The following is an 18724-nucleotide window of genomic DNA, read 5'->3' on the forward strand; positions in this document are numbered from 1 at the left end:
GTAAGGACACGTATTCATGAAAGACCTTCTGGTCAACGAATTGGCCAACACCTCGCAATTTCTGGCGCAGCAGCGCCTGCAGGGGCGCATCGACCAGCAGAAGCTGTTCAAGGCGATCGATGCCGACCCTGGCATCGTCGGTGCGGGTGTCGTGTATATCGATGCCGACTACAACGTGATCGTGCTGCGCGAGTTTCAGCCCATCTGCAGTATCAAGCCCAAGCGCATCATCCTGCGCGAGGCGCCTCGCTACATTGCGCCCCAGCAATTCATGAACCAGTTGCAGACCAACCCGCGTGAGTCGCGCGTGGTCAAGGAGGCGGTAGGCACCACGCTCTCCTGCGCTGGTGCGATCCTGGGTTGGGTCGTCATGTTCAGCGGCACTATCGCCGTCCCCTTCTCCGGCGGTGTGAGCCTCGCGCTTACCGCTGCCGGATATGCAGCAGCAACCGCCAGTACCGCACAGTGCTTTATCGGTGTTGTCAGAACGGTCAACGAGGTCAACGACCCGTCAGCCAATGATGCGATGGATCAGGAGGCCTGGTACAGGGCAGCGACACCGTTGCTCGACGGTATATCGCTGCTTGGCGTCGGCAGCTCGGCCCTCACGACTGTACGCTTCCTGCAGGTGCGCAAGGCTGCCACGGGCGCCAACTGGCTCGACCTGACCCGTTCATTGAGCCGGCAGCAGCGTAGCGCTCTCACCCGCGAGTTGCTGTCGATCAAGCATCCTTCGCTCACCGCGAAGCAACTCAAGCTGCAACAGAGCACGGGTGAGCTGATCAAGCGTCACACGTCTACCCAGATCAAGCACGCCACTCAAACACTGATCAAGGATTCGCTTGGCGCTTCCATCGGTTTCGTCGGCAGCGGGACGGTGCAGGACAAGACCAAGAGCATCGCTCTGGGGCTCTATGAGGAGTTCGAGTAATGAGTCGGCACCCTGACCTTCAGAAGTTTCTCGATCGCTACTTCATGGTGTTCCTGGCGGGGTATTTTCTCTCGCTGTACGCCATGGCCGGGACGTTCTCTTTGGTATGGAGTACCTATTGCCGTGACTGCAGCCGGGAGATCAACTATCCGCTCAGCCTTGGTGTGCTGGTGATAACGCTGGTCACGGCGCATGCCGCCGTAGTGCGAGGTCGTGACTGGGGGGTATGGGTGGTCGCCGCCCTTTGTATCGGCTCCGTGATTTTCCTGTTGCCGACCTACGGTTTCAGGCCGCACATGGGGATCTTCCTGAGCATCATAGTCGTCGCGCTGCTGGCATTGCTGGTACTCAACAGCAAGCGCTATCGGGAAATGCGCGTACTGCTGGCAGGGTATCGAGAGAAGAGAAGGCTGGAGCGGCTGAATCGTAATCCCAAGGGGCGTTCGGCCAAGTGAGGGATGCCGAACCCGGCGCTGAAGCGCCGGGCCCGTAAACGCCAAACTCCAGCCTCAACGCTCCGGTCGCAGCACCTTCACATCCCCAGGCTCCGCCGTTTCCCGCAGGTATTCTTCCAGCGAATCGTCCAGCGCCTTGATCCAGCGGGTGTGGTGCGGCACCGAGGCGGTGCCGGTCATCACCGAGCGGTACGAGCGGTCGCGGTAGCCCATGATGTCGTGCTTCTTGTCGTTCTTCCATTTGAGGAAGATGCGGTTCACCGCGTCGATGTCGAAGCGCGGGTAGTCGGTCTGTTCGATCAGGCGCGCGATGTAGCTCCCCTGGAATTCGTACATCGAGGCCGTGGTCTGCAAGGCCTCTTCCTCGGCGCGCCAGTGCTCGCTGTCGGCGCGCATGGCGGCCAGATCGGGCAGGGCGATGCGGCCGAGGATCACGTCGCGCACGAACCAGGCCTGGGCGTCGAACAGGTTGAAGCTGTACCACAGGTCCTGCATCCCCAGGTACATCAGATGCGGGTTGGCCTCCCACACCACGCCCTGATACAGGCCCAGCGGCCACAGGCGGTTGCCGGTGCGCAGGGTCAGGTCGTCGGGCAGGAACGGGAAGTGATGCTGGTAGCCGGTGCACAGGATGATCGCATCGACACGCTTGCTCGAGCCGTCGGCAAAGTGCGCGCGGTCGCCGTCGACCCGCTGCAACTGTGGCCGCTCTTCCCAGCCCTTGGGCCACTTGTAGCCCATGGGTTGGGTGCGGTAGGCGCTGGTGATCGAGCGGGCGCCGTACTTGTAGCATTGCGAGCCGATGTCTTCGGCGGAGTAGCTGCTGCCGATGATCAGCACATCTTTGCCGGCGAACTCCAGTGCATCACGGAAATCATGGGCGTGCAGGATGCGTCCGGAGAAGCGCTCGAAGCCTGGGAATGACGGCACCTGGGGTGTGGAGAAATGCCCGCTGGCGACCACCACGTAGTCGAATACCTGTTCGTAGCGCTGGCCATTGGCGTAGTCGTGGGCGGTGAGGGTGAAGGTGCGGCTGGCGCTGTCGAAGCGTACGTCCTTGACCACGGTGTCGAAGCGGATGTACTGGCGTACGTCGGCTTTTTTCACCCGGCCCTGAATGTAGTCCCACAGCACTTCGCGCGGCGGATAGGAAGAAATCGGGCGGCCGAAATGTTCATCGAAGCTGTAGTCGGCGAACTCCAGGCATTCCTTCGGGCCGTTGGACCAGAGGTAGCGGTACATGCTGCCGTGTACCGGTTCGCCGTGCTGGTCCAGGCCGGTGCGCCAGGTGTAGTTCCACATGCCGCCCCAGTCGGCCTGCTTTTCGAAGCAGACGATTTCGGGCATGGCCGCGCCCTTGGCGTGGGCGGATTGGAAGGCACGCAGTTGCGCCAGGCCGGAAGGGCCGGCGCCGATGATGGCGACGCGAGTAGTCATGAAAAAGTCCTGTGATCACGGAAGAGAGGCAAGACTTCCCCAGCCCCGAACGGCAACGAACCGAGGGCGGTGGAAGCGCGGAAACTTCAGGGGTCAGCAGGCAGGCGGAGGTACGGGGCGCTTGCGCTTGTGCGCCAGCAGGACATCGCGGGGCGGGATCGACAGGGTGTGGAAGAGTGTCGAGAGCGGGGAACAGCCGAGGCTGGAGACGGCGGCAGGGAAGGGCCCGGTGGACTTGCCGATCAGGTTGGCAAGCGGGCCATGCGGCCGACGGATACGTGTGATCTCGTGCATGGGGGCGTGGTTAGCCTCTTTTCGTTATGGGTACCTTTTTAGCTATAACGCATTGGAGGAAGGGGTTCAAGGTTTGGGATCCCTTGGCTTCAGGAGGATCTGTGGGAGCGGGCTTGCCCGCGAAGAATCCACCACAGTCCTAGCGTGGCAATACCACGATAGCCTCCAGCCCACCGCCATCGCGATTGGAAAGCCGCAACTCACCGCCATGGCTGGCCGCAATCCGCTGGGCAATGCTCAGCCCCAGGCCATACCCACCAGACGCCTGGTTGCGCGAACCCTCTCCGCGCACGAACGGATCGGTCACGGTATCCAGCAGGCCCACCGCAATACCCGGCCCGCGATCCTCGACATGAATCCGCACCTGCGCCGCATCCGCCTCGAGCCGCAGCGAAACCGCCTTGCCATAACGCAGGGCATTGACCAACAGGTTCTGCAGGCACCGCTGCATCAGCAAGGCATCTACCTTCACCTTGCCCACTTCGCCCTGGATCGGCAGCGGCTCTTCGGCGCTGGCCAGGTCGGCGCACAGGCGCGCCACCAGTCGGTCCAGGTCCACCTCCTGCAGGTTCTGTTGCTCGCCGGCCCGCAAGTAGTCCAGTACCTGGCCGATCATGCCGTCCATCTGCACGATGTTCTGCCGCAGGCGCTCTTTGTGTTCGCCATCCTCCAACCGCTCCAGGCGCAGGCGCATGCGGGTCAGCGGCGTACGCAGGTCGTGGGAGACCGCCGCGAGAAAGTAGGCCTTGTCGTTGACCATGGCGATCAACCGTTGCTGCATGGCGTTGAACGCCTGCGCCGCCTGGCGCACTTCCTCGGGGCCCTCCAGGGGCAGGGCGGGTTGTTCCAGGTTGCGGCCCAGGCCGCGGGCAGCATCGGCCAGACGGCGCAGTGGGCGCAAGCACAGGCGTACGGCCACCAGGCACACCAGCAGCACGGCGACGATGCGCAGCGCATAGACGCGCAGCAGGTAGTCGCTGATCAGCACCCAGGCCGACTCGCCACTCCAGCCCTGCAGCTCTTCGCCGTCGATCACCAGCCAGTGGCCATCCTCCATCGGCACGGCGAACTGCAGGTGCGCCTGGGCGGTACGCAGGCCGAACAGGCTGCGCCAGACGATCGGCTGACCAAGCTCATCGGTCAGTTGCACCTTTAGCAGGCGCGCCGGCTGGTCGTGGCCGAGCTCGTAGGTCAGCGCCTGGTGCAGCAGCAGTTCGATGCGGTGACGGCCGCGCCGGTCGTCGCGCTGGGCCTTGGGCAGCGATTCGGTGCAGCGCAGGTGATAGCGCGCCGGCACCTGCAACTGCCCGGCATGGCAGTCGGCCTGGGCGATCAGCGGGGCACTGCGCGCAGCGATCAGCCGCACCGGGGCTTCGAACACCTGGGCGAAGCGCACGTCGAACCAGATGCTGCTGGACATCAACTGGATCAGCAGGGTGCCGCTGATCATGATCAGCAGCAGTTGGCCGAACAGCGTCCGTGGCCACAGGCGGCGCAGCAGGCGCACGTCAGGCGCCTGGCTCGCAGGCGATGCTGAGCAGGTAGCCTTCGTTGCGAATGGTGAGGATCTGCGCGCTGCCATTGACGGCGCGGCGCAGGTGCTGGCGCAGGCGGCTGATGCACATGTCCACCGAGCGGTCGTCGGGCAGGTGGTCACGGCCAAAGGCGCTGCGCGTCAGGTGATCGCGCGATACCACGCGGTTGTTGGCCTCGAGCAGCTCGCGCAGCACGCGGTAATCGGAGCGGGGCAGGGTGAGGGCCTGGCCGTCGGGGTGAGTGAGCAGGCGCTTGATGTGGTCGAGGCTGAACCCTGCGAACTGCTGCGCCTGGCTGGCGGGCTCTTCGCTCGGCGTGTCGAGGCGCTGCGGGCGGCGCAGGACAGCCTTGATGCGGGCAATGAGTTCACGGGGCTCGAAGGGCTTGGACAGGTAGTCGTCGGCGCCCACTTCCAGGCCGATGATACGGTCCAGCGTGCTGCCCTTGGCCGACAGCATGATCACCGCCAGGCCCGGCTGCGCCTGCAACTGTCGACACAGGCTGAGGCCGTCTTCGCCGGGCAGCATCAGGTCGAGCACCACCAGCTCGACCTTGTGCCGCGCCATTTGCTGGCGCATCTGCTCGCCATCGGCGGCAGCCAGCACGTGGTAGCCGGCATCGGTCAGGTAATCGCAGAGAAGTTCGCGGATCTCGTCGTCATCGTCGACAACCAGCAAGGTTGTGCTCATTGAGGGGGACACCTGTCAGGGGCGCTTGAAAGGCGCCCGTTACGTTCCATTACATCCCCGTACAAGCCGGGGATGGAGCCCAGAGGGCACATCCCTAGAATCGTAGCAAAAACCATCTGCGAATACGAAGCCTTCCCAAATGAAACCTCAGAGCATCCCTGGCGCCTGCGCCCGCTTCACCCGCGGTGGCAGCCGCCTCTCGCCGCTTGCCTTGTGTATCGCCTTCAGCCTGTCCGCAGGCGCCTTTGCGGCTGACCCCCAGCCCCTGGAACTGGGCGCCACCAACATCGAAGACAGCGCGTTGCCCAGTGCCGACAACGCCGGCCAGCTCGGCTACACCGTCGAGAGCACGCGCAGTTCCACCGGCCTGAACCTGACCCCGCGCCAGACCCCGCAGTCGGTGACCAGCATCACCCGCCAGCAGATGGACGACCGCGATGTGCACAGCATCGAGCAGGCGCTGGATACCGCGCCGGGGATCAGTGTCAGCAAGATGGAAGTGGGCGGGCGTACCGATTTCCGCGCCCGTGGCTATTCGATCAGCAACTGGAAGATCGATGGCCTGCAGTTCCCCGGCGGCTCTGACTTCAGCGGCAGCGGTAACGCGCTGAACCTCGACCTGTACGAGCGCATCGACATCGTCCGTGGCGCCAACGGCCTGCTCGGCGGCACCGGCGACCCGTCGGCAACGGTCAACCTGATCCGCAAGGCGCCGACCCGCACCTTCGGCGGCAGCGCCTATGCCACCTACGGCAGCTGGGACAAACGCCGCCTGGGCGCCGACCTCAACCTGCCGCTCTCCGAAGACGGCCGCCTGCGCTCGCGCTTCGTGGTCACCCAGCAGGACGCCAACTCGTTCCGTGACAATCAGTCCGAGCGCGCCCGCGCAGCGCTGGCCAACTTCGAGTTCGACCTGGACGACGCCACCACCCTTGGCGCCGGCTACCAGTACGAATACAACAAGGTGGTCGGCGGCGGTTGGGGTGCCAACATCCCGATCTGGTATGGCGACGGCAGCAAGACCGACCTGCCGCGCAGCACCAACGTGGTGCCCAGCTGGAGCTTCGGCGAGTACATCACCCGCACCACCTTCGGCTCGCTGCAGCACCGCTTCGACAACGACTGGACCCTGGACCTGAAAGGCTCGCAGAGTACCAGCGATGCCCTCAACCACCGCGGCCTGGCCAAGGTCAACTCGTCCGGGCGCGGCGTCTACGGCGGCTACTGGGACCAGGATGGCAGCGGCGCGGTGCTCAACGGCCTGCACAGCTCCAGCGACACCACCCAGCAATCGGCGCAGATCGACCTGTCTGGCCCGTTCCAGATGTTCGGTCGCACCCACCAGGCGATGGTCGGCTACAACGACAGCCGCACCGTGGCCTGGTCGCCGGAATACACCTGCACCATGGTCAGCGCCAACAGCGTCAGCGCGCCGGCCCTGGGCTGCCAGTTCCGCGCCAATAACGGCCTGCCCCTGAGCAACTGGCTCAACGGCGTGGACAGCGACTACGACATGCTCGCCTCCCAGACCGGCCGCCACAGCAAGACCACCACCCGCCTGCAAGGCATGTACGCCGCTACCCGCCTGAGCATCACCGACCCGCTGTCGGTGATCCTCGGCGTGCGCAGCACCGACTACTCGGCCACCACCCGCAACGTCAGCGGCGTGCGCAGCAACCAGCAGAACAACGGCATCGTCACCCCGTACCTGGGCGCGGTGTATGACCTCAACGACACCTACTCGGTGTACGCCAGCTACACCGACATCTTCAACCCGCAGACCGAAGAGACCGCCAGCGGCACCAAGGTCGAGCCGATCCGCGGCCAGAGCTACGAGACCGGCATCAAGGCCGCCTGGTTCGACGGCCGCCTGAACGCCTCGGCGGCGTACTTCCGCACCAAGCAGGAGAACAAGGCCGTCACCGATGGCGACCTGCTGACCCCGACCGGCGCCACCGCCTACAAGGCAGGTTCCGGCCAGGAAACCGACGGTATCGACCTGGAGCTCGCAGGCGCCCTGACCGAGAACTGGAACGTCTACGCCGGCTACACCTACCTGCACTTCCGTCGCCTCGACAGCGACGGGCGCAGCGATCCGTCGCACCTGTTCAAGGCCTCGACCACCTACCGCCTGTCCGGCCCGCTCGACCGCCTGACCTTGGGCACCGGCGTCACCGCGCAGACCAACATCCGCGCCCTGTCCACCCCGGCCGGCCAGCCGACCAACGGTGTCAGCCGTAGCTCGAGCGACGTCAACTGGTCGGGCTATGCGATCTGGAATGCCATGGCCAAGTACCAGCTGACCGACGACACCAGCGTCAGCCTCAACGCCAACAACCTGTTCGACAAGCACTACTACACCCGCTACGGCTTCTACGCCGGAGCGATCTATGGCGATCCGCGCAACCTGTCGCTGACCGTCAGCACGGCGTTCTGATCAAACAAAAGCACCTGTTGCAATCTACATATGGAAATCCGTATATTCGGTTTTCCATATGTTCAGGTGCCTCCCATGATCACCCCCACCCAGGTCTTCAAGTCCCTCGCCGACGAGACCCGCGTTCGCGCCACCTTGCTGATCGCCCGCCTTGGCGAACTGTGTGTGTGCGAGCTGATGTGCGCCCTCGACGACAGCCAGCCGAAAATCAGCCGCCACCTCGCGCAGTTGCGCAGCGTCGGCCTGTTGCTGGACCGCCGCCAGGGGCAGTGGGTGTACTACCGCCTCAACCCTGAACTGCCCGCCTGGGTCAGCGAGCTGTTGCAAGTCACCGCCCAGGCCAATGCCGCCTGGCTCCAGGACAACATCGCCCGCCTGCAGCACATGGACGATCGCCCCGTCCGTGCCGCTGCCGGCTGCTGAGTGGACGAGGACCTGCCGATGCTGATCGCTGCCTGCGTCTTCGTCTTCACCCTCATCCTGGTCATCTGGCAGCCCAAGGGGCTCGGTGTCGGCTGGAGCGCCAGTTTCGGCGCACTGCTGGCGCTGCTGTTCGGCGCGGTGTCGTTGCACGACATACCCGCCGTCTGGGCGATCATCTGGAATGCCACGGCCACCTTCATCGCCATCATCATCGTCAGCCTGCTGCTCGACGAGGCCGGCTTCTTCGAGTGGTCCGCCCTGCATGTGGCGCGCTGGGCCCGCGGCAGCGGACGCCGCCTGTTCGCCTTCATCGTGCTGCTGGGCGCCGCAGTTTCTGCTCTGTTCGCCAATGACGGCGCCGCGCTGATCCTCACCCCCATCGTCATGTCGATGCTGCTGGCGCTGCGCTTCTCGCCCGGCGCGACCCTGGCCTTCGTCATGGCCGCAGGCTTCATCGCCGATACCGCCAGCCTGCCGCTGGTGGTGTCGAACCTGGTGAACATCGTCTCGGCCGACTACTTCGGGCTGGGCTTCAGCACCTACGCCTCGGTGATGCTGCCAGTCAACCTGGTGGCCGTGGCCGCCACGCTGCTGGTGCTGTTCCTGTACTTCCGGCGCGACATCCCGGCGCGCTATGCCCTGGATGACCTCAAGGCCCCCGCCCTGGCCATCCGCGACCGCGCGACCTTCCGCGTCGGCTGGGTGGTATTGCTGGCGCTGCTGGTGGGCCTGTTCGTGCTCGAGCCGCTGGGCATCCCGGTCAGCGCCGTGGCCGCCGCCTGCGCCGCCGTGCTGTTCGCCGTCGCCGCCCGTGGCCACGTGATCTCCACCCGCCGCGTGCTGCGCGAAGCGCCCTGGCAGATCGTGGTGTTCTCGCTGGGCATGTACCTGGTGGTGTACGGCCTGCGCAACGCCGGCATGACCGACGCCCTAGCCAGCGTGCTCGACCGCCTCGCGGCCCACGGCCTGTGGGCAGCCACCCTCGGCACCGGCCTGATCGCGGCGTTGCTGTCGTCGGTGATGAACAACCTGCCCAGCGTGCTGGTCGGCGCCCTGTCGATCCAGGCCAGCGGCGCCGAAGGGCTGGTGCGCGACGCGATGATCTACGCCAACGTCATCGGCTGCGACCTCGGCCCGAAAATCACCCCCATCGGCAGCCTCGCCACGTTGCTCTGGCTGCACGTGCTGGCACGCAAAGGCATGCGCATCACCTGGGGGTACTACTTCAAGGTCGGCATCCTGCTGACCCTGCCGGTGCTGCTGATCACCCTTTCCGCCCTGGCGCTGCGCCTGGGCCTTTGAAAACCGCCACGCGGCGGGGAGCGAGCGATGCGAATCCTGTTCATGTGCACGGCCAACAGCTGTCGCAGCATTTTGTGCGAAGCCCTGTTCAACCACCTCGCCCCGCAAGGCTACGAAGCCATCAGCGCCGGCAGCTTCCCACGAGGCCAGGTGCTGCCGCGCAGCCTGCAGACCCTGCAGCAAGCCGGCATCGCCGTCGATGGCCTGAGCAGCAAAGGCAACGAAGCCTTCAAAGACAACCCGCCAGACATCGTCATCACCGTCTGCGACAAGGCCGCTGGCGAAGCGTGCCCGGTGTACTTCGGCCCGGCGCTCAAGGCCCACTGGGGGTTGGAAGACCCTTCCGACGTGGTGGGCGACGACGCCACGATCGACGCCGCGTTCCGGGCGACCCTGGCGCATATTCAACGGCGTTTCGAGGCGTTCTTTGCGCTGCGTCCGGATGCACTCGACCGCGACCAGCTCAAGTGCGAGCTGGATCGTATCGGCACGCTCTGAGGAGGGACCACGTCAGACATCCTGCCCAACCTCGACCTGTCGCTGTTCGACGACCTGCCCGGACAGCCGCTGGATGCGCCCAGGTAGACAAAGCAAGCATGGCTTTGTGATATCAGATTCTCCCGATATTATTGCCGCTCTATTCAGCACCACCATATGACAGGCAGTAGTTAAAGGGATTGATTGGTGGGCAGGATTCATTTCGATGTTGACGCCGTCTATTGCATCTCGCTCGATGCACGGAGTGACAGGCGTGAGTTGTTCAGGAAGAGCATTGGCAAGGTGCTCGACAACCAAGTGATATTTCATGTCGTGCAGAAGCACGGCGACCCCAAGCGCGGCTGCTACGAGTCGCACCAGCAACTCGCCCAGCGCGCGCTCGAGGAGGGCCTGGAGCGGATTCTGATTTTTGAAGATGACGTGATGCCCTACGAGCTGAAAGCCTCGAGGATCGCCTGGGTGAACCGCTTCATGCGTAGCCATCGATTCGAGGCCTTGCACCTCGGCTACAGCATGGGCCGAACCTGGTTAACCTGGTTCCCGTTCATTGCCCGGGGCCGCGTGGTGGCCCTTCATGCATACGTGCTGTCACGCAAAGGTTGCGCCATCCTGGCCCAAACACCGTACGACGGCACGCCCGTGGATGTGATGTTCAAGCGACGGATCCGGCAACACTGTGTGTTCCCGATGATGTTTCGCCAGCATGCTGCTGCTGTCACGGGTAGCGACCTTGAGGACGTGGTGAAGAACGAAGACGACTGGTGGGAGCGTAATTGGCGTAAACACTGGCGTTCTCCGCTGAAGAACTTCTGGCGCACTGTATTGCGTTTGGATTTCTGACTGGAGGGGGATGGGATCCATGCCGTTGGCGAGCCGCTGTTTGATCTCGAAGCGCTTGCGGCGTGCCGTCCCCATCCCGACCACCGGATAGCTGCCAAGGGCGGTCAGGCCTTCGCGGCTGAAGAGCTTGTACTCGCGCTCCCTGGGCTTTGTCCTTCGTCGGCTTGTGCTCCTAAGCCACTTGTCTGGTGCCCGGAATTACGTCACTGTAAAGACCATTGTCATTACAGTGAGTAAGCCACCATGGCATCCATCAATGTTCGTATCGACGACGATCTCAAAATCCGAGCCTATCGTGAGCTTGAGCGGTTGGGTGTTACACCCTCCGAGCTTATGCGCCAAGCATTGCAGTACGTCGCCGAGCGCGGCCAGCTGCCTTTTAAACCTGTCCTCATGACCGATGAGGATGAGGCGCTGCTAGCGACCGTTCGCGAGCGCCTTGCCGACCCTCAGCGAGTGAAGGTTTCTGTGGATGACCTATAGCCTTGAGTTCGATGCGCGAGCGCTAAAGGAATGGCAAAAGCTGGGGGATACGGTCCGGCAGCAATTCAAGAAAAACTCGTCTCGGTTTTACTGAATCCGAGGATCGAAGCGAACCGGCTGCATAGCTTGCCGGACTGCTACAAGGTCAAGCTGCGCAGCAGCGGCTACCGATTGGTCTACCAGGTGATCGATCAGGAGGTTGTTGTTTTTGTGATCGCTGTGGATAAGCGCGAGCGAGAACAGGCTTATCGCAAGGCGGCAGAGCGAGTGGTAGGTAAAACGTCATAACGAAGAAATTGCCAAAGGGCGGGTTGTGGTGGCGTTGGAGGTATTCATTGGTATGCAGCGGGTCTAGATGCGGCACCAGACGAACGGTTTCTAGATGTGAGGCCAGGGGATTCGCGGGGCTGGAATTTGGTGGATTTTGTGGCGTACCTCATAGAGTAGCTATAAATAAATCAGCTAGTTGTGGAATTTTATGGAATCGAATCGGAAATCTTCGAACACCCTTACTGGTGGTCGATAGATTTTTACAATCGATATGGGCATTGACATTGTGAAAATCTGTGGTAAATTTCTTACCAACAGCGCCAAGACCCCTCCCGACCTCGAGTCGGTGAAGTCTTGGCCTTTTTTTTGACTAAAATAAAAGTTGCTATGGACCAGCCAGCTAAGGTTGTTAAACCGTTTCTTGAATATGATCAACTAGTTAAGAAGCTCTCTGAGCGCGGAATGCTCCTTCATAACCCTCTTAGAGCACAGAGAAAGCTCACTCAGGTGGGCTACTATCGGCTTTCTGGATATTGGTCACCCGCTTTAAAATACAAGTACATCGCACCAGGAAATTACGAAAAGCTTAACGAATTCAAAGAAAATACAAGCTTTGAGTCAATTTTTGATTTCTATCTCTTCGACAAAAAACTAAGGCTAGAGCTAATGTGTGCAATTGAGCGCATTGAGGTCTATCTTAGGACGATTATAGCTCACGAACTCGGTCGTCATAATCCATTAGCTTATCTCGATAAGAAGAATTTTTCAAAATTTGCACTAATACCTGATGATGGCAAAGCGCTCTCCGACTTTGAGAGTTGGCAAAATAAGCATGAAAGTCTTTTGAGGGAAAGTCGAGAGGAAAGTATAAAGTCACACATCGAAACGGGGAAGCCTATTCCCATTTGGGTGGCGTGCGAAGCATGGAATTTTGGCACAGTTTCTAAGCTCTACAGTATGCTTAATGGTGCGAACCAGAAGCTAGTTTGCGATAGGCTTGGTATTGATAATAGACAAGTAATTGACAATTGGTTAATTAACATCAATGGCATCCGAAATAGATGCGCTCATCATAGTCGCGTCTGTAATCGCCCAAATATTCGTACATTGATGCTACCAAAGCTTGGTTTTTTCAATACTCTAAAGCTCGGGTCGGCTGAGCTCAACAAGCTTTACGGCTTCATCTGTGTGCTATGGTTTCTTGTCTCTAAGATTGGGCAGAGTTCAAACTGGATTTGTAGAATAGCGGATCTTGTTGACAATATGCCAAAGGCTGCCGGACTTAATTTTAAGTCTATGGGGTTTGGAGAGGGTGGATTCCCAAGAAAGCTTTTTCCACAGACAGACAAAAAACCTTCGCCCGCTAAATCTATTGAGCAGATATCTCTGCTTGATGACTTGTTTAAGAAGGTCGAATTGATATCGGCTCAAGATATCTCAACAGAGCCGTTCGATGTAACAGATCAGCACATTGAGAAGCTGATTGAGTTGGCTATGAAACTTGAAAATATGAAGAAAGCCGACTCGTACCGTTAGGGTTAATCAGTGTTTGAGTGGTAGTTTAGGCAGGTCGTAGATCTTTGGCTGGCTAAGCTGAATCTATAAAGAATTGATCTCGCATTTTACTTATAACTTAGGGGTGGCCAAGAATCTGATAACCTTGGCCGCACTAATTTTAATATTCAAATTTGTTCTTTTATCCGCGAATAGACGCAGTGATAGAGAACTTTTCTGTTGTCCCGTCTGTACGGTTAACCCAAAAGCACTTGGTGCCAAAGTCGGCACTTCGGACGCTAAAGTCAGCGATGCCACAACCGATTTTTCTATCAGATTCCGGGTGGTTCTCCAACGCTGCCTTTAGAAATACAGCGTCATCGGCGCTAACTCGATCACCTAGATCATACCTTTCAAGTATGGATTGAAGAAATGCAATAGCATCTCCTCGCTTTTCAAAGTGTACCTGTCCAAGAGTGATAGGCTTTGCCGGCATTAGTGATCTCCATTCATGGGGACAAAATTAAATAGGTTTAATTTAGTGAGGTAAGTAGTTCAGTAATTTCACGAATTATGATGGTCGGTAGGTCCATTGCATGAAGCTGGTTCGCGCGCTCTTGAAGCCATTCAATGCATCCCTCCCTGCTGAGGTCGTCTCGGGAAATCTTTTCGTATAGAGCTACAGCGGTCATTCGCGATAATCCGAGCTCCATTAGAGACAGAAGTGAGGTTGAGGAAACACCAAACTCAAGTTGTGTTCCAATGTCCAAGCCATCATCGATTAAATCCTCACGATTGATTTCGCGAAGATGTAAATGCAAGACATCGATGTAGGCGGAGAAATATTTTGGCGCTCTAAATCTTGCAATTTGCTCTACTAGTTCCATGGTGCTTCGAATTAGCTCAGGCAGTTTGAAAGCCTTGTTGGCGCCCTCGTGCCAATCGATGCTGTCGCGAATAATTCTAGATAGGGAGTATCCTTTAAGCCATTTTACAATAATAAGCGAATAAATATTTATCCTGGTTTCTGGAGTGAAGACGGGAAGCAAGTGTTTGTTTATTCTTCCCATTATTGTTATAAAGCGATCGTAGCTGTCGTTGCTAGAAACTTCTGCAAGAAGTAAGTTTTCGACATCATTAGGATAGGCCCGAAAAGCTTCAAGTAGGTGCTGTAGACCTATTGCGTTTACACCTGGATGCCGTACAGCTAAGTCCACACCGATTTCAACCTGTTGCGCTAGTGATTCCAATGCGTCGTCAATTTTAGCTATAAAAACTGGATCGTGGCGTTTTGCTAGGCTTGCTTCTGAAATTGACCCTAGGCGCATAAAGGTGGCTAGCAAGTAAGCGCCGACCTGCTCAAACTTATCCTTGCTGTCAATGTCTAAAGTAGCCGGAAGACTACGTTTGTAGAGATAGTCAATGATATCGTCGCCAAGCTCAAGAACTGCGTCGCTCTCACGTTTTATAGGATAGCGCGCCCTGTCAGGAACACCAGTAGGCCAAGCCTGCTCATCGTTTGGGTCGATACAAATAATATTGCCTTGGAATTCATCTCCCCATCTTCCTGCGCGGCCGGCTAAGTTCCAAAAATCATGGGGCTCCATTGGGTGGCCTTTCCCTTTACGTGGGCCACGCACAACGATTGTGCGACAGGAGAGGTTTACTCCTTCGATGAGAGTGGAGGTGCAAACTAGAAAGCGTATTTTGCCTGAGCGAAATAATCTTTCTATCTCAAGTCTTATAAGTGACGGCATGTTGCCGTAATGAAATGCTACGCCTAGTTCTACAAGTGGAGCTAGACGAAAATCATCATGTACGCCTTTACGAGCGAGTTCAGCTAGTTGGGAAAGCTCTACATCAATTGCCTCGGACTTCGGTAGCAGTTGACTGATTAAATCAGCGACCTCTTCGGCCTCTGCAGAACCGTTTGCGTATACCAGCGTTCCACCTCTCTCGCCGGCGGCGGCAGCGATGAAAGCGAGGCGTTTCTTCAAACCCGCTGGCGTGCTAGCGAGCTTTAAGATCCCTATAGGTAACTCTGCGTGCTGTTGCCGAAGATTCAACTTCCAAAGTTTAGAGTTTCTCGGTACTTGAGTTGCAAATATTAGGTTCTGGAGAACTGTGGAGGAGTCGCTGTCTACTGCCGTTGTTTTTACTCCAGTTGGAGCGTCAGTTAATAGTTCTCCAGGATTTTGGGTCGCAGGACTGATAAAGACGGCTTTTAATTTTGGATTGGTGCGAGTGGCTCGCTCTATTGCATCCTGTAAGATCACGCCACGCTGATTGTCACCTATCTTATGCGCTTCGTCCACAATAAGTAGGTCAACTGAAAATGCATCGCCTAGTACGTTGGCGAGAAGATGCAGTCGTTCTTGGGTGAAAACCAACACTACGCGTGCGCCACCGGCTCGCGCGGTTTTATATTTCGTAATTAGTGGAAGGGATGACACCTCTATATTTTCTGTGTTGCCAAGAAGCCCTTTAAGATTGGTCTCAATTTCAGATACAAGCGCGCGTGTCGGTGCAAGATAGACGACAACTTGGCTGTCACCAGTAACTATTTGATCAATAAGCCACTGAAGGACTAAGAATGTCTTGCCAGATGCAGTTGGTGCTGAGGCTGAAAGCCAGTTATCTCCGGTAGCATTGTTCCAGAAGCGTTGTTGGAAATCGTTTACTTGCAGCCAAGCGCCGGTTGAGTGAACCAGGACGGAATGCTCCATTTCCCGACGCTGGGCCTCAAGGCGTAGTGATGTTCCGAGCCGCGCTTCTAGGTCAGTTTCTAATAGTTTGCGAGCGACAGCTAAATCAACCGCTCGAAAATTCGAAAGCTTGCCCATCAGAACGGCGCCGGAATCTTTTACCGCTTGGTGCTCTGCCAGAGAAATTGCAGCGGTTGCGATCCGCAGCGCGGCCCCTTGATCAATTCTCTGATCGGATCGGGCTAAGATACTTCCGGCAAGCAATAATCTAGGCCAGTCAATGTTTGTAACCGACATTGGTAGATCGGTTGGCTCAATATTGTCAAGCTCTTGGCGTACCGTAAGTCGAGTCACAGCTTCGAGGTCGTCGCGAACGCCTTCTTCAAGTAGCCAAGATTGCAGGTCGGCTAGACTCATTACTCTTTAATCCCCATGGCCTTGAGGAACGCGGCGCGAAAGCCTTCAGCCGAAGGCAGAGGAACACAAAATAATTCAATTTCTATTTGATCAAGCTTTTCCAATTTTATTCGCTCACCGATTCGTTTGCTCCATCCGCTGAGCTCGGCACGAGAGGCTTCAGAAATTTGATCCGCCACCGCCTTGGCTTCATCTTTTGGATAAAATGATGCATCGAAACCAACAAGGGCCACACCGCAGTACTGAACTCGTTTAGACATTGGTGAGGACTTGTCAAAATACTTCCTAAGCGCAGCGGTTAGTATGGGGTTGCTTAGGTCAGCTTTGTCACTCAAGAGCATCAAATCACGCTCTCTTTCTGCGTCTTCACTTTCGGGCTCAATTAGAAAAGGCGAGAGAGAACTGAGGCAGTCGCGAATGGCAGAGCTTGGATCGGAATAAACTTTTGATTCGCCCCAGTAAAGCTTTAAAGTTCCGTCAGATGTTACTCCCGCATATACACCGTCTGCACCATGATAATGCATGCGCGTGTCTGTCTTCAGGTCCATTTTGCATAAAATGTGAGGCAGCTTTAAAAAACGTTCTGCTAAGAGGAAAAGTAGCATTTCTCCTCCCTCGCCAGTGTTCGTTAAATCAGTGAATGAGCGCTTTGCTCGCTCGATCAATTCGGTCACTGCCTCAGTACTGTTATATCTATTGTCGCGCTCTTTTGCCTCGGCGAGCTTTGAGCGTGGTATTGCATAGTCTACGACGGCATTACGCATGAATTCAGCAAGACGGCGGGGCTGAACACGGCCATTGGCGTCCACTGAGAGGCAGTGACAATGAATTTTGACTAGATTCCCTTCAACCTGTACGTCACGCTGTACAAGCGTGAGGTGGACTTCAAGTGCCTCAGGGTTGCCAGTCAAAGCAGATGCTAGATCATCAGGGTTCATGATTGAAAATCGGCCTCCATTCCACATCCTCTAGCCAACTGCATCGAGATGGCAAAACGAGATCACAATGTAACCCGCTTCGGCTTAGGTGAACAGACCGTCCTTTTGACTGCGTTGGTTTGCCCTCACTGGAACGGCAGCCGTAGGTCAGGCCACCTGTACAAACCCGTCTTTTAGCGGTGAAAGGCCCACTGCCTTTTCAGCCGACGTACCAAAATTCGTATGGTCAGCAAATAGTAATACTGTGTGGATTCACTGCAGCGGCTAAGGTGTTGGTCGAGAAACCACGTCACATGTTTTCTCTGCCAAACCCAAGGCGTCTCTAGCTGCCATCGCATTGCGATTGCCGTTTGGATAGCCTTCGCTTGCCGTAAATGACGCTGCTTAGTCGCATGAGATCCAGTCAGCACGCCGCTTAAAAATACCTCCATATCGAATGCTTTACTCATGCCCGGCCCCCAATATAAGCCGAGAGCACATCGATACGGTCGTGCCCCAGTTCATGGCTGATCTGAGAGCGAGCTTCAAGATCAAGGCACCGATCAATCCTGTGGCAAATACCGCCATTGATAGGAGCAAGGTACTGGGTAAATTGCTCGTAGCGCTCACATGCAAACGCCGCCCGCAGTTCATGAAAGCCTTTGAGGCCATGTGCATGGAGGACTGCCCGTGCGACTCCTACAACCCCCTGCAGTACCTCCTTAAAGTTCTCAGTTGGTGCAATCATGTTGCGGCTATCCACTGGCGTTACCTGCGCTGCGAACCTCAACGCATCATGAATATTGTCATTCACCGCAACCCATCGAGGCGCAGAGGCTCCGGCGCGGCCGCCTTTGGTGCCATCCTGAATGTTAATTCTGCCGAGGGCGTTAGCCTCCTGGCTCAGCCGTGGCAGGTCAGCCAGGATGGCCTCACGTAAGCGCATGCCTGTGGCTCGCGCCAACAGAACAATTGCGGCGGCCCGTTGCTGGTGATCGCGGCAAAGTGCATCGACGATCTTTTTAACTTGTTCGCGATCCTGGCCTTGTGGAACCGAATGACGAACCCCGGTACGCTGCATACCCAAGGCGTTGCTCGGACTTGGCAATTTCACGCATTGATCACCGCGAAGCGCAGCCATGGTCCTGTTAACACTGGATATCCGGTTTTGTGCAGTGCTGATGGCGAGATCACCGCGCATAACCATGTCGCGCAGATACGCCGCATAGTCGGCCAACATCTTGCGATCAATCTGCCGCGCATCATTGATACCAGGCCCCTGATCGGACCGGCACCACCTCACGAATGCCTGCCACCGATCACTGTGCGCCTTGACCGTGCCGTAGTGGCCACCGTCGAACATGTCTTTCAGCGCTTGTGGCCCTGCATAGCTCAGTTGCCTTCCGTAACCGAAATTGCGGCCATCGTCTACTCACCAATGCCATGTCAGTCACCTCATCGTTCGCTCTCTGATCCTCGCCCCACGTCATCCCGCCAAGAATGCTGAGTGTTATCAGGGATCAAGGCCCCTGCGACCTGTGGGGATGTCCTCTAGCGCGGGACTGGCGGCTCCTTACGTCCGGGAGCAAGGGCATC

General features: G+C 57.8%; 17 protein-coding genes and 2 pseudogenes. 10 read left to right on the forward strand and 9 right to left on the reverse strand.

Annotation, left to right across the window (positions count from 1 at the left end):
* Window positions 1-16 precede the first annotated feature (16 nt).
* Together F6X62_RS14395 and F6X62_RS14400 are read left to right on the forward strand one after the other, a co-directional pair.
* Window positions 17-931 (forward strand): NAD synthetase, encoded by a 915-nt coding sequence (locus tag F6X62_RS14395; protein WP_153773943.1) that lies wholly within the window; start codon window positions 17-19, stop codon window positions 929-931.
* Window positions 931-1386 carry a hypothetical protein gene (locus F6X62_RS14400; RefSeq protein WP_153773944.1) on the forward strand — a complete coding sequence of 152 codons (456 nt, stop codon included), beginning with the start codon at window positions 931-933 and terminating at the stop codon, window positions 1384-1386. The genes F6X62_RS14395 and F6X62_RS14400 overlap by 1 nt, the downstream gene beginning before the upstream one ends.
* Window positions 1387-1440: 54 nt before the next feature.
* Here the strand turns inward: F6X62_RS14400 and F6X62_RS14405 are convergent, their stop codons facing one another.
* The 4 genes from F6X62_RS14405 to F6X62_RS14420 form a co-directional block, all read right to left on the reverse strand.
* Window positions 1441-2823, reverse strand: a complete 1383-nt coding sequence (locus F6X62_RS14405) for an NAD(P)-binding domain-containing protein (RefSeq protein ID WP_153773945.1) — start codon at window positions 2821-2823, stop codon at window positions 1441-1443.
* 93 nt (window positions 2824-2916) lie between these two features.
* A complete protein-coding gene (locus tag F6X62_RS14410; protein ID WP_054891245.1) occupies window positions 2917-3117 on the reverse strand; it encodes a hypothetical protein in 201 nt (66 codons plus the stop codon).
* Window positions 3118-3256: 139 nt separating this feature from the next.
* A complete protein-coding gene (locus tag F6X62_RS14415) occupies window positions 3257-4624 on the reverse strand; it encodes an ATP-binding protein (RefSeq protein ID WP_153773946.1) in 1368 nt (455 codons plus the stop codon).
* Between the two features lies 1 nt (window position 4625).
* Window positions 4626-5342, reverse strand: coding sequence for a response regulator (locus F6X62_RS14420; protein WP_153773947.1), 717 nt, complete (start codon window positions 5340-5342; stop codon window positions 4626-4628).
* 139 nt (window positions 5343-5481) lie between these two features.
* Here F6X62_RS14420 and F6X62_RS14425 point away from each other — a divergent pair, with 139 nt between their 5' ends.
* The 8 genes and pseudogenes from F6X62_RS14425 to F6X62_RS14460 all read left to right on the forward strand — a co-directional run bounded on the left by F6X62_RS14425 (window position 5482) and on the right by F6X62_RS14460 (window position 13131).
* Window positions 5482-7779 (forward strand): TonB-dependent siderophore receptor, encoded by a 2298-nt coding sequence (locus tag F6X62_RS14425; RefSeq protein ID WP_153773948.1) that lies wholly within the window; start codon window positions 5482-5484, stop codon window positions 7777-7779.
* 75 nt (window positions 7780-7854) lie between these two features.
* On the forward strand, window positions 7855-8202 hold the full coding sequence (locus F6X62_RS14430) for a metalloregulator ArsR/SmtB family transcription factor (protein WP_153773949.1): 348 nt from the start codon (window positions 7855-7857) through the stop codon (window positions 8200-8202).
* An 18-nt stretch (window positions 8203-8220) separates the two neighbouring features.
* Window positions 8221-9504: an arsenic transporter gene (locus F6X62_RS14435; RefSeq protein WP_153773950.1), complete on the forward strand. Its 1284-nt coding sequence runs from the start codon at window positions 8221-8223 to the stop codon at window positions 9502-9504.
* Window positions 9505-9531: 27 nt separating this feature from the next.
* A complete protein-coding gene (locus F6X62_RS14440) occupies window positions 9532-10002 on the forward strand; it encodes an arsenate reductase ArsC (protein WP_153773951.1) in 471 nt (156 codons plus the stop codon).
* A gap of 186 nt (window positions 10003-10188) precedes the next feature.
* A complete protein-coding gene (locus tag F6X62_RS14445; RefSeq protein WP_153773952.1) occupies window positions 10189-10842 on the forward strand; it encodes a glycosyltransferase family 25 protein in 654 nt (217 codons plus the stop codon).
* 243 nt (window positions 10843-11085) lie between these two features.
* On the forward strand, window positions 11086-11325 hold the full coding sequence (locus F6X62_RS14450) for a type II toxin-antitoxin system RelB/DinJ family antitoxin (RefSeq protein WP_153773953.1): 240 nt from the start codon (window positions 11086-11088) through the stop codon (window positions 11323-11325).
* Window positions 11315-11613, forward strand: a pseudogene (locus F6X62_RS14455) (type II toxin-antitoxin system RelE/ParE family toxin). The gene F6X62_RS14450 and the pseudogene F6X62_RS14455 overlap by 11 nt, the downstream one beginning before the upstream one ends.
* A gap of 369 nt (window positions 11614-11982) precedes the next feature.
* Window positions 11983-13131, forward strand: coding sequence for an Abi family protein (locus F6X62_RS14460; RefSeq protein ID WP_153773954.1), 1149 nt, complete (start codon window positions 11983-11985; stop codon window positions 13129-13131).
* 160 nt (window positions 13132-13291) lie between these two features.
* On the opposite strand, the gene F6X62_RS14465 is transcribed toward F6X62_RS14460, so the two are convergent.
* The 5 genes and pseudogenes from F6X62_RS14465 to F6X62_RS14480 form a co-directional block, all read right to left on the reverse strand.
* Complete coding sequence (locus tag F6X62_RS14465; RefSeq protein WP_153773955.1) at window positions 13292-13585, reverse strand: DCL family protein; 294 nt, start codon at window positions 13583-13585, stop codon at window positions 13292-13294.
* A gap of 37 nt (window positions 13586-13622) precedes the next feature.
* Window positions 13623-16211: a DEAD/DEAH box helicase gene (locus tag F6X62_RS14470; RefSeq protein WP_153773956.1), complete on the reverse strand. Its 2589-nt coding sequence runs from the start codon at window positions 16209-16211 to the stop codon at window positions 13623-13625.
* A complete protein-coding gene (locus F6X62_RS14475; RefSeq protein ID WP_042730236.1) occupies window positions 16211-17149 on the reverse strand; it encodes a DUF1837 domain-containing protein in 939 nt (312 codons plus the stop codon). Before F6X62_RS14475 ends, F6X62_RS14470 begins: the two co-directional genes overlap by 1 nt.
* Window positions 17150-17322: 173 nt before the next feature.
* Window positions 17323-17598, reverse strand: a complete 276-nt coding sequence (locus tag F6X62_RS25435; RefSeq protein WP_256674039.1) for a hypothetical protein — start codon at window positions 17596-17598, stop codon at window positions 17323-17325.
* Window positions 17595-18573, reverse strand: a pseudogene (locus F6X62_RS14480) (integrase domain-containing protein). The gene F6X62_RS25435 and the pseudogene F6X62_RS14480 overlap by 4 nt, the downstream one beginning before the upstream one ends.
* Window positions 18574-18724: the final 151 nt, after the last annotated feature.

The organism is Pseudomonas sp. MNR3A (assembly GCF_009650575.1).
Lineage (GTDB): Bacteria > Pseudomonadota > Gammaproteobacteria > Pseudomonadales > Pseudomonadaceae > Aquipseudomonas > Aquipseudomonas machongensis.

Excerpts from the sequence above, each read along its gene's own strand:
- F6X62_RS14395 (WP_153773943.1), top strand. The coding sequence starts at position 17 with ATGAAAGACCTTCTGGTCAACGAATTGGCCAACACCTCGCAATTTCTG.
- F6X62_RS14400 (WP_153773944.1), top strand. The coding sequence starts at position 931 with ATGAGTCGGCACCCTGACCTTCAGAAGTTTCTCGATCGCTACTTCATG.
- F6X62_RS14405 (WP_153773945.1), bottom strand. The coding sequence starts at position 2,823 with ATGACTACTCGCGTCGCCATCATCGGCGCCGGCCCTTCCGGCCTGGCG.
- F6X62_RS14410 (WP_054891245.1), bottom strand. The coding sequence starts at position 3,117 with ATGCACGAGATCACACGTATCCGTCGGCCGCATGGCCCGCTTGCCAAC.
- F6X62_RS14420 (WP_153773947.1), bottom strand. The coding sequence starts at position 5,342 with ATGAGCACAACCTTGCTGGTTGTCGACGATGACGACGAGATCCGCGAA.
- F6X62_RS14425 (WP_153773948.1), top strand. The coding sequence starts at position 5,482 with ATGAAACCTCAGAGCATCCCTGGCGCCTGCGCCCGCTTCACCCGCGGT.
- F6X62_RS14430 (WP_153773949.1), top strand. The coding sequence starts at position 7,855 with ATGATCACCCCCACCCAGGTCTTCAAGTCCCTCGCCGACGAGACCCGC.
- F6X62_RS14435 (WP_153773950.1), top strand. The coding sequence starts at position 8,221 with ATGCTGATCGCTGCCTGCGTCTTCGTCTTCACCCTCATCCTGGTCATC.
- F6X62_RS14440 (WP_153773951.1), top strand. The coding sequence starts at position 9,532 with ATGCGAATCCTGTTCATGTGCACGGCCAACAGCTGTCGCAGCATTTTG.
- F6X62_RS14450 (WP_153773953.1), top strand. The coding sequence starts at position 11,086 with ATGGCATCCATCAATGTTCGTATCGACGACGATCTCAAAATCCGAGCC.
- F6X62_RS14460 (WP_153773954.1), top strand. The coding sequence starts at position 11,983 with ATGGACCAGCCAGCTAAGGTTGTTAAACCGTTTCTTGAATATGATCAA.
- F6X62_RS14465 (WP_153773955.1), bottom strand. The coding sequence starts at position 13,585 with ATGCCGGCAAAGCCTATCACTCTTGGACAGGTACACTTTGAAAAGCGA.
- F6X62_RS14470 (WP_153773956.1), bottom strand. The coding sequence starts at position 16,211 with ATGAGTCTAGCCGACCTGCAATCTTGGCTACTTGAAGAAGGCGTTCGC.
- F6X62_RS14475 (WP_042730236.1), bottom strand. The coding sequence starts at position 17,149 with ATGAACCCTGATGATCTAGCATCTGCTTTGACTGGCAACCCTGAGGCA.
- F6X62_RS25435 (WP_256674039.1), bottom strand. The coding sequence starts at position 17,598 with ATGAGTAAAGCATTCGATATGGAGGTATTTTTAAGCGGCGTGCTGACT.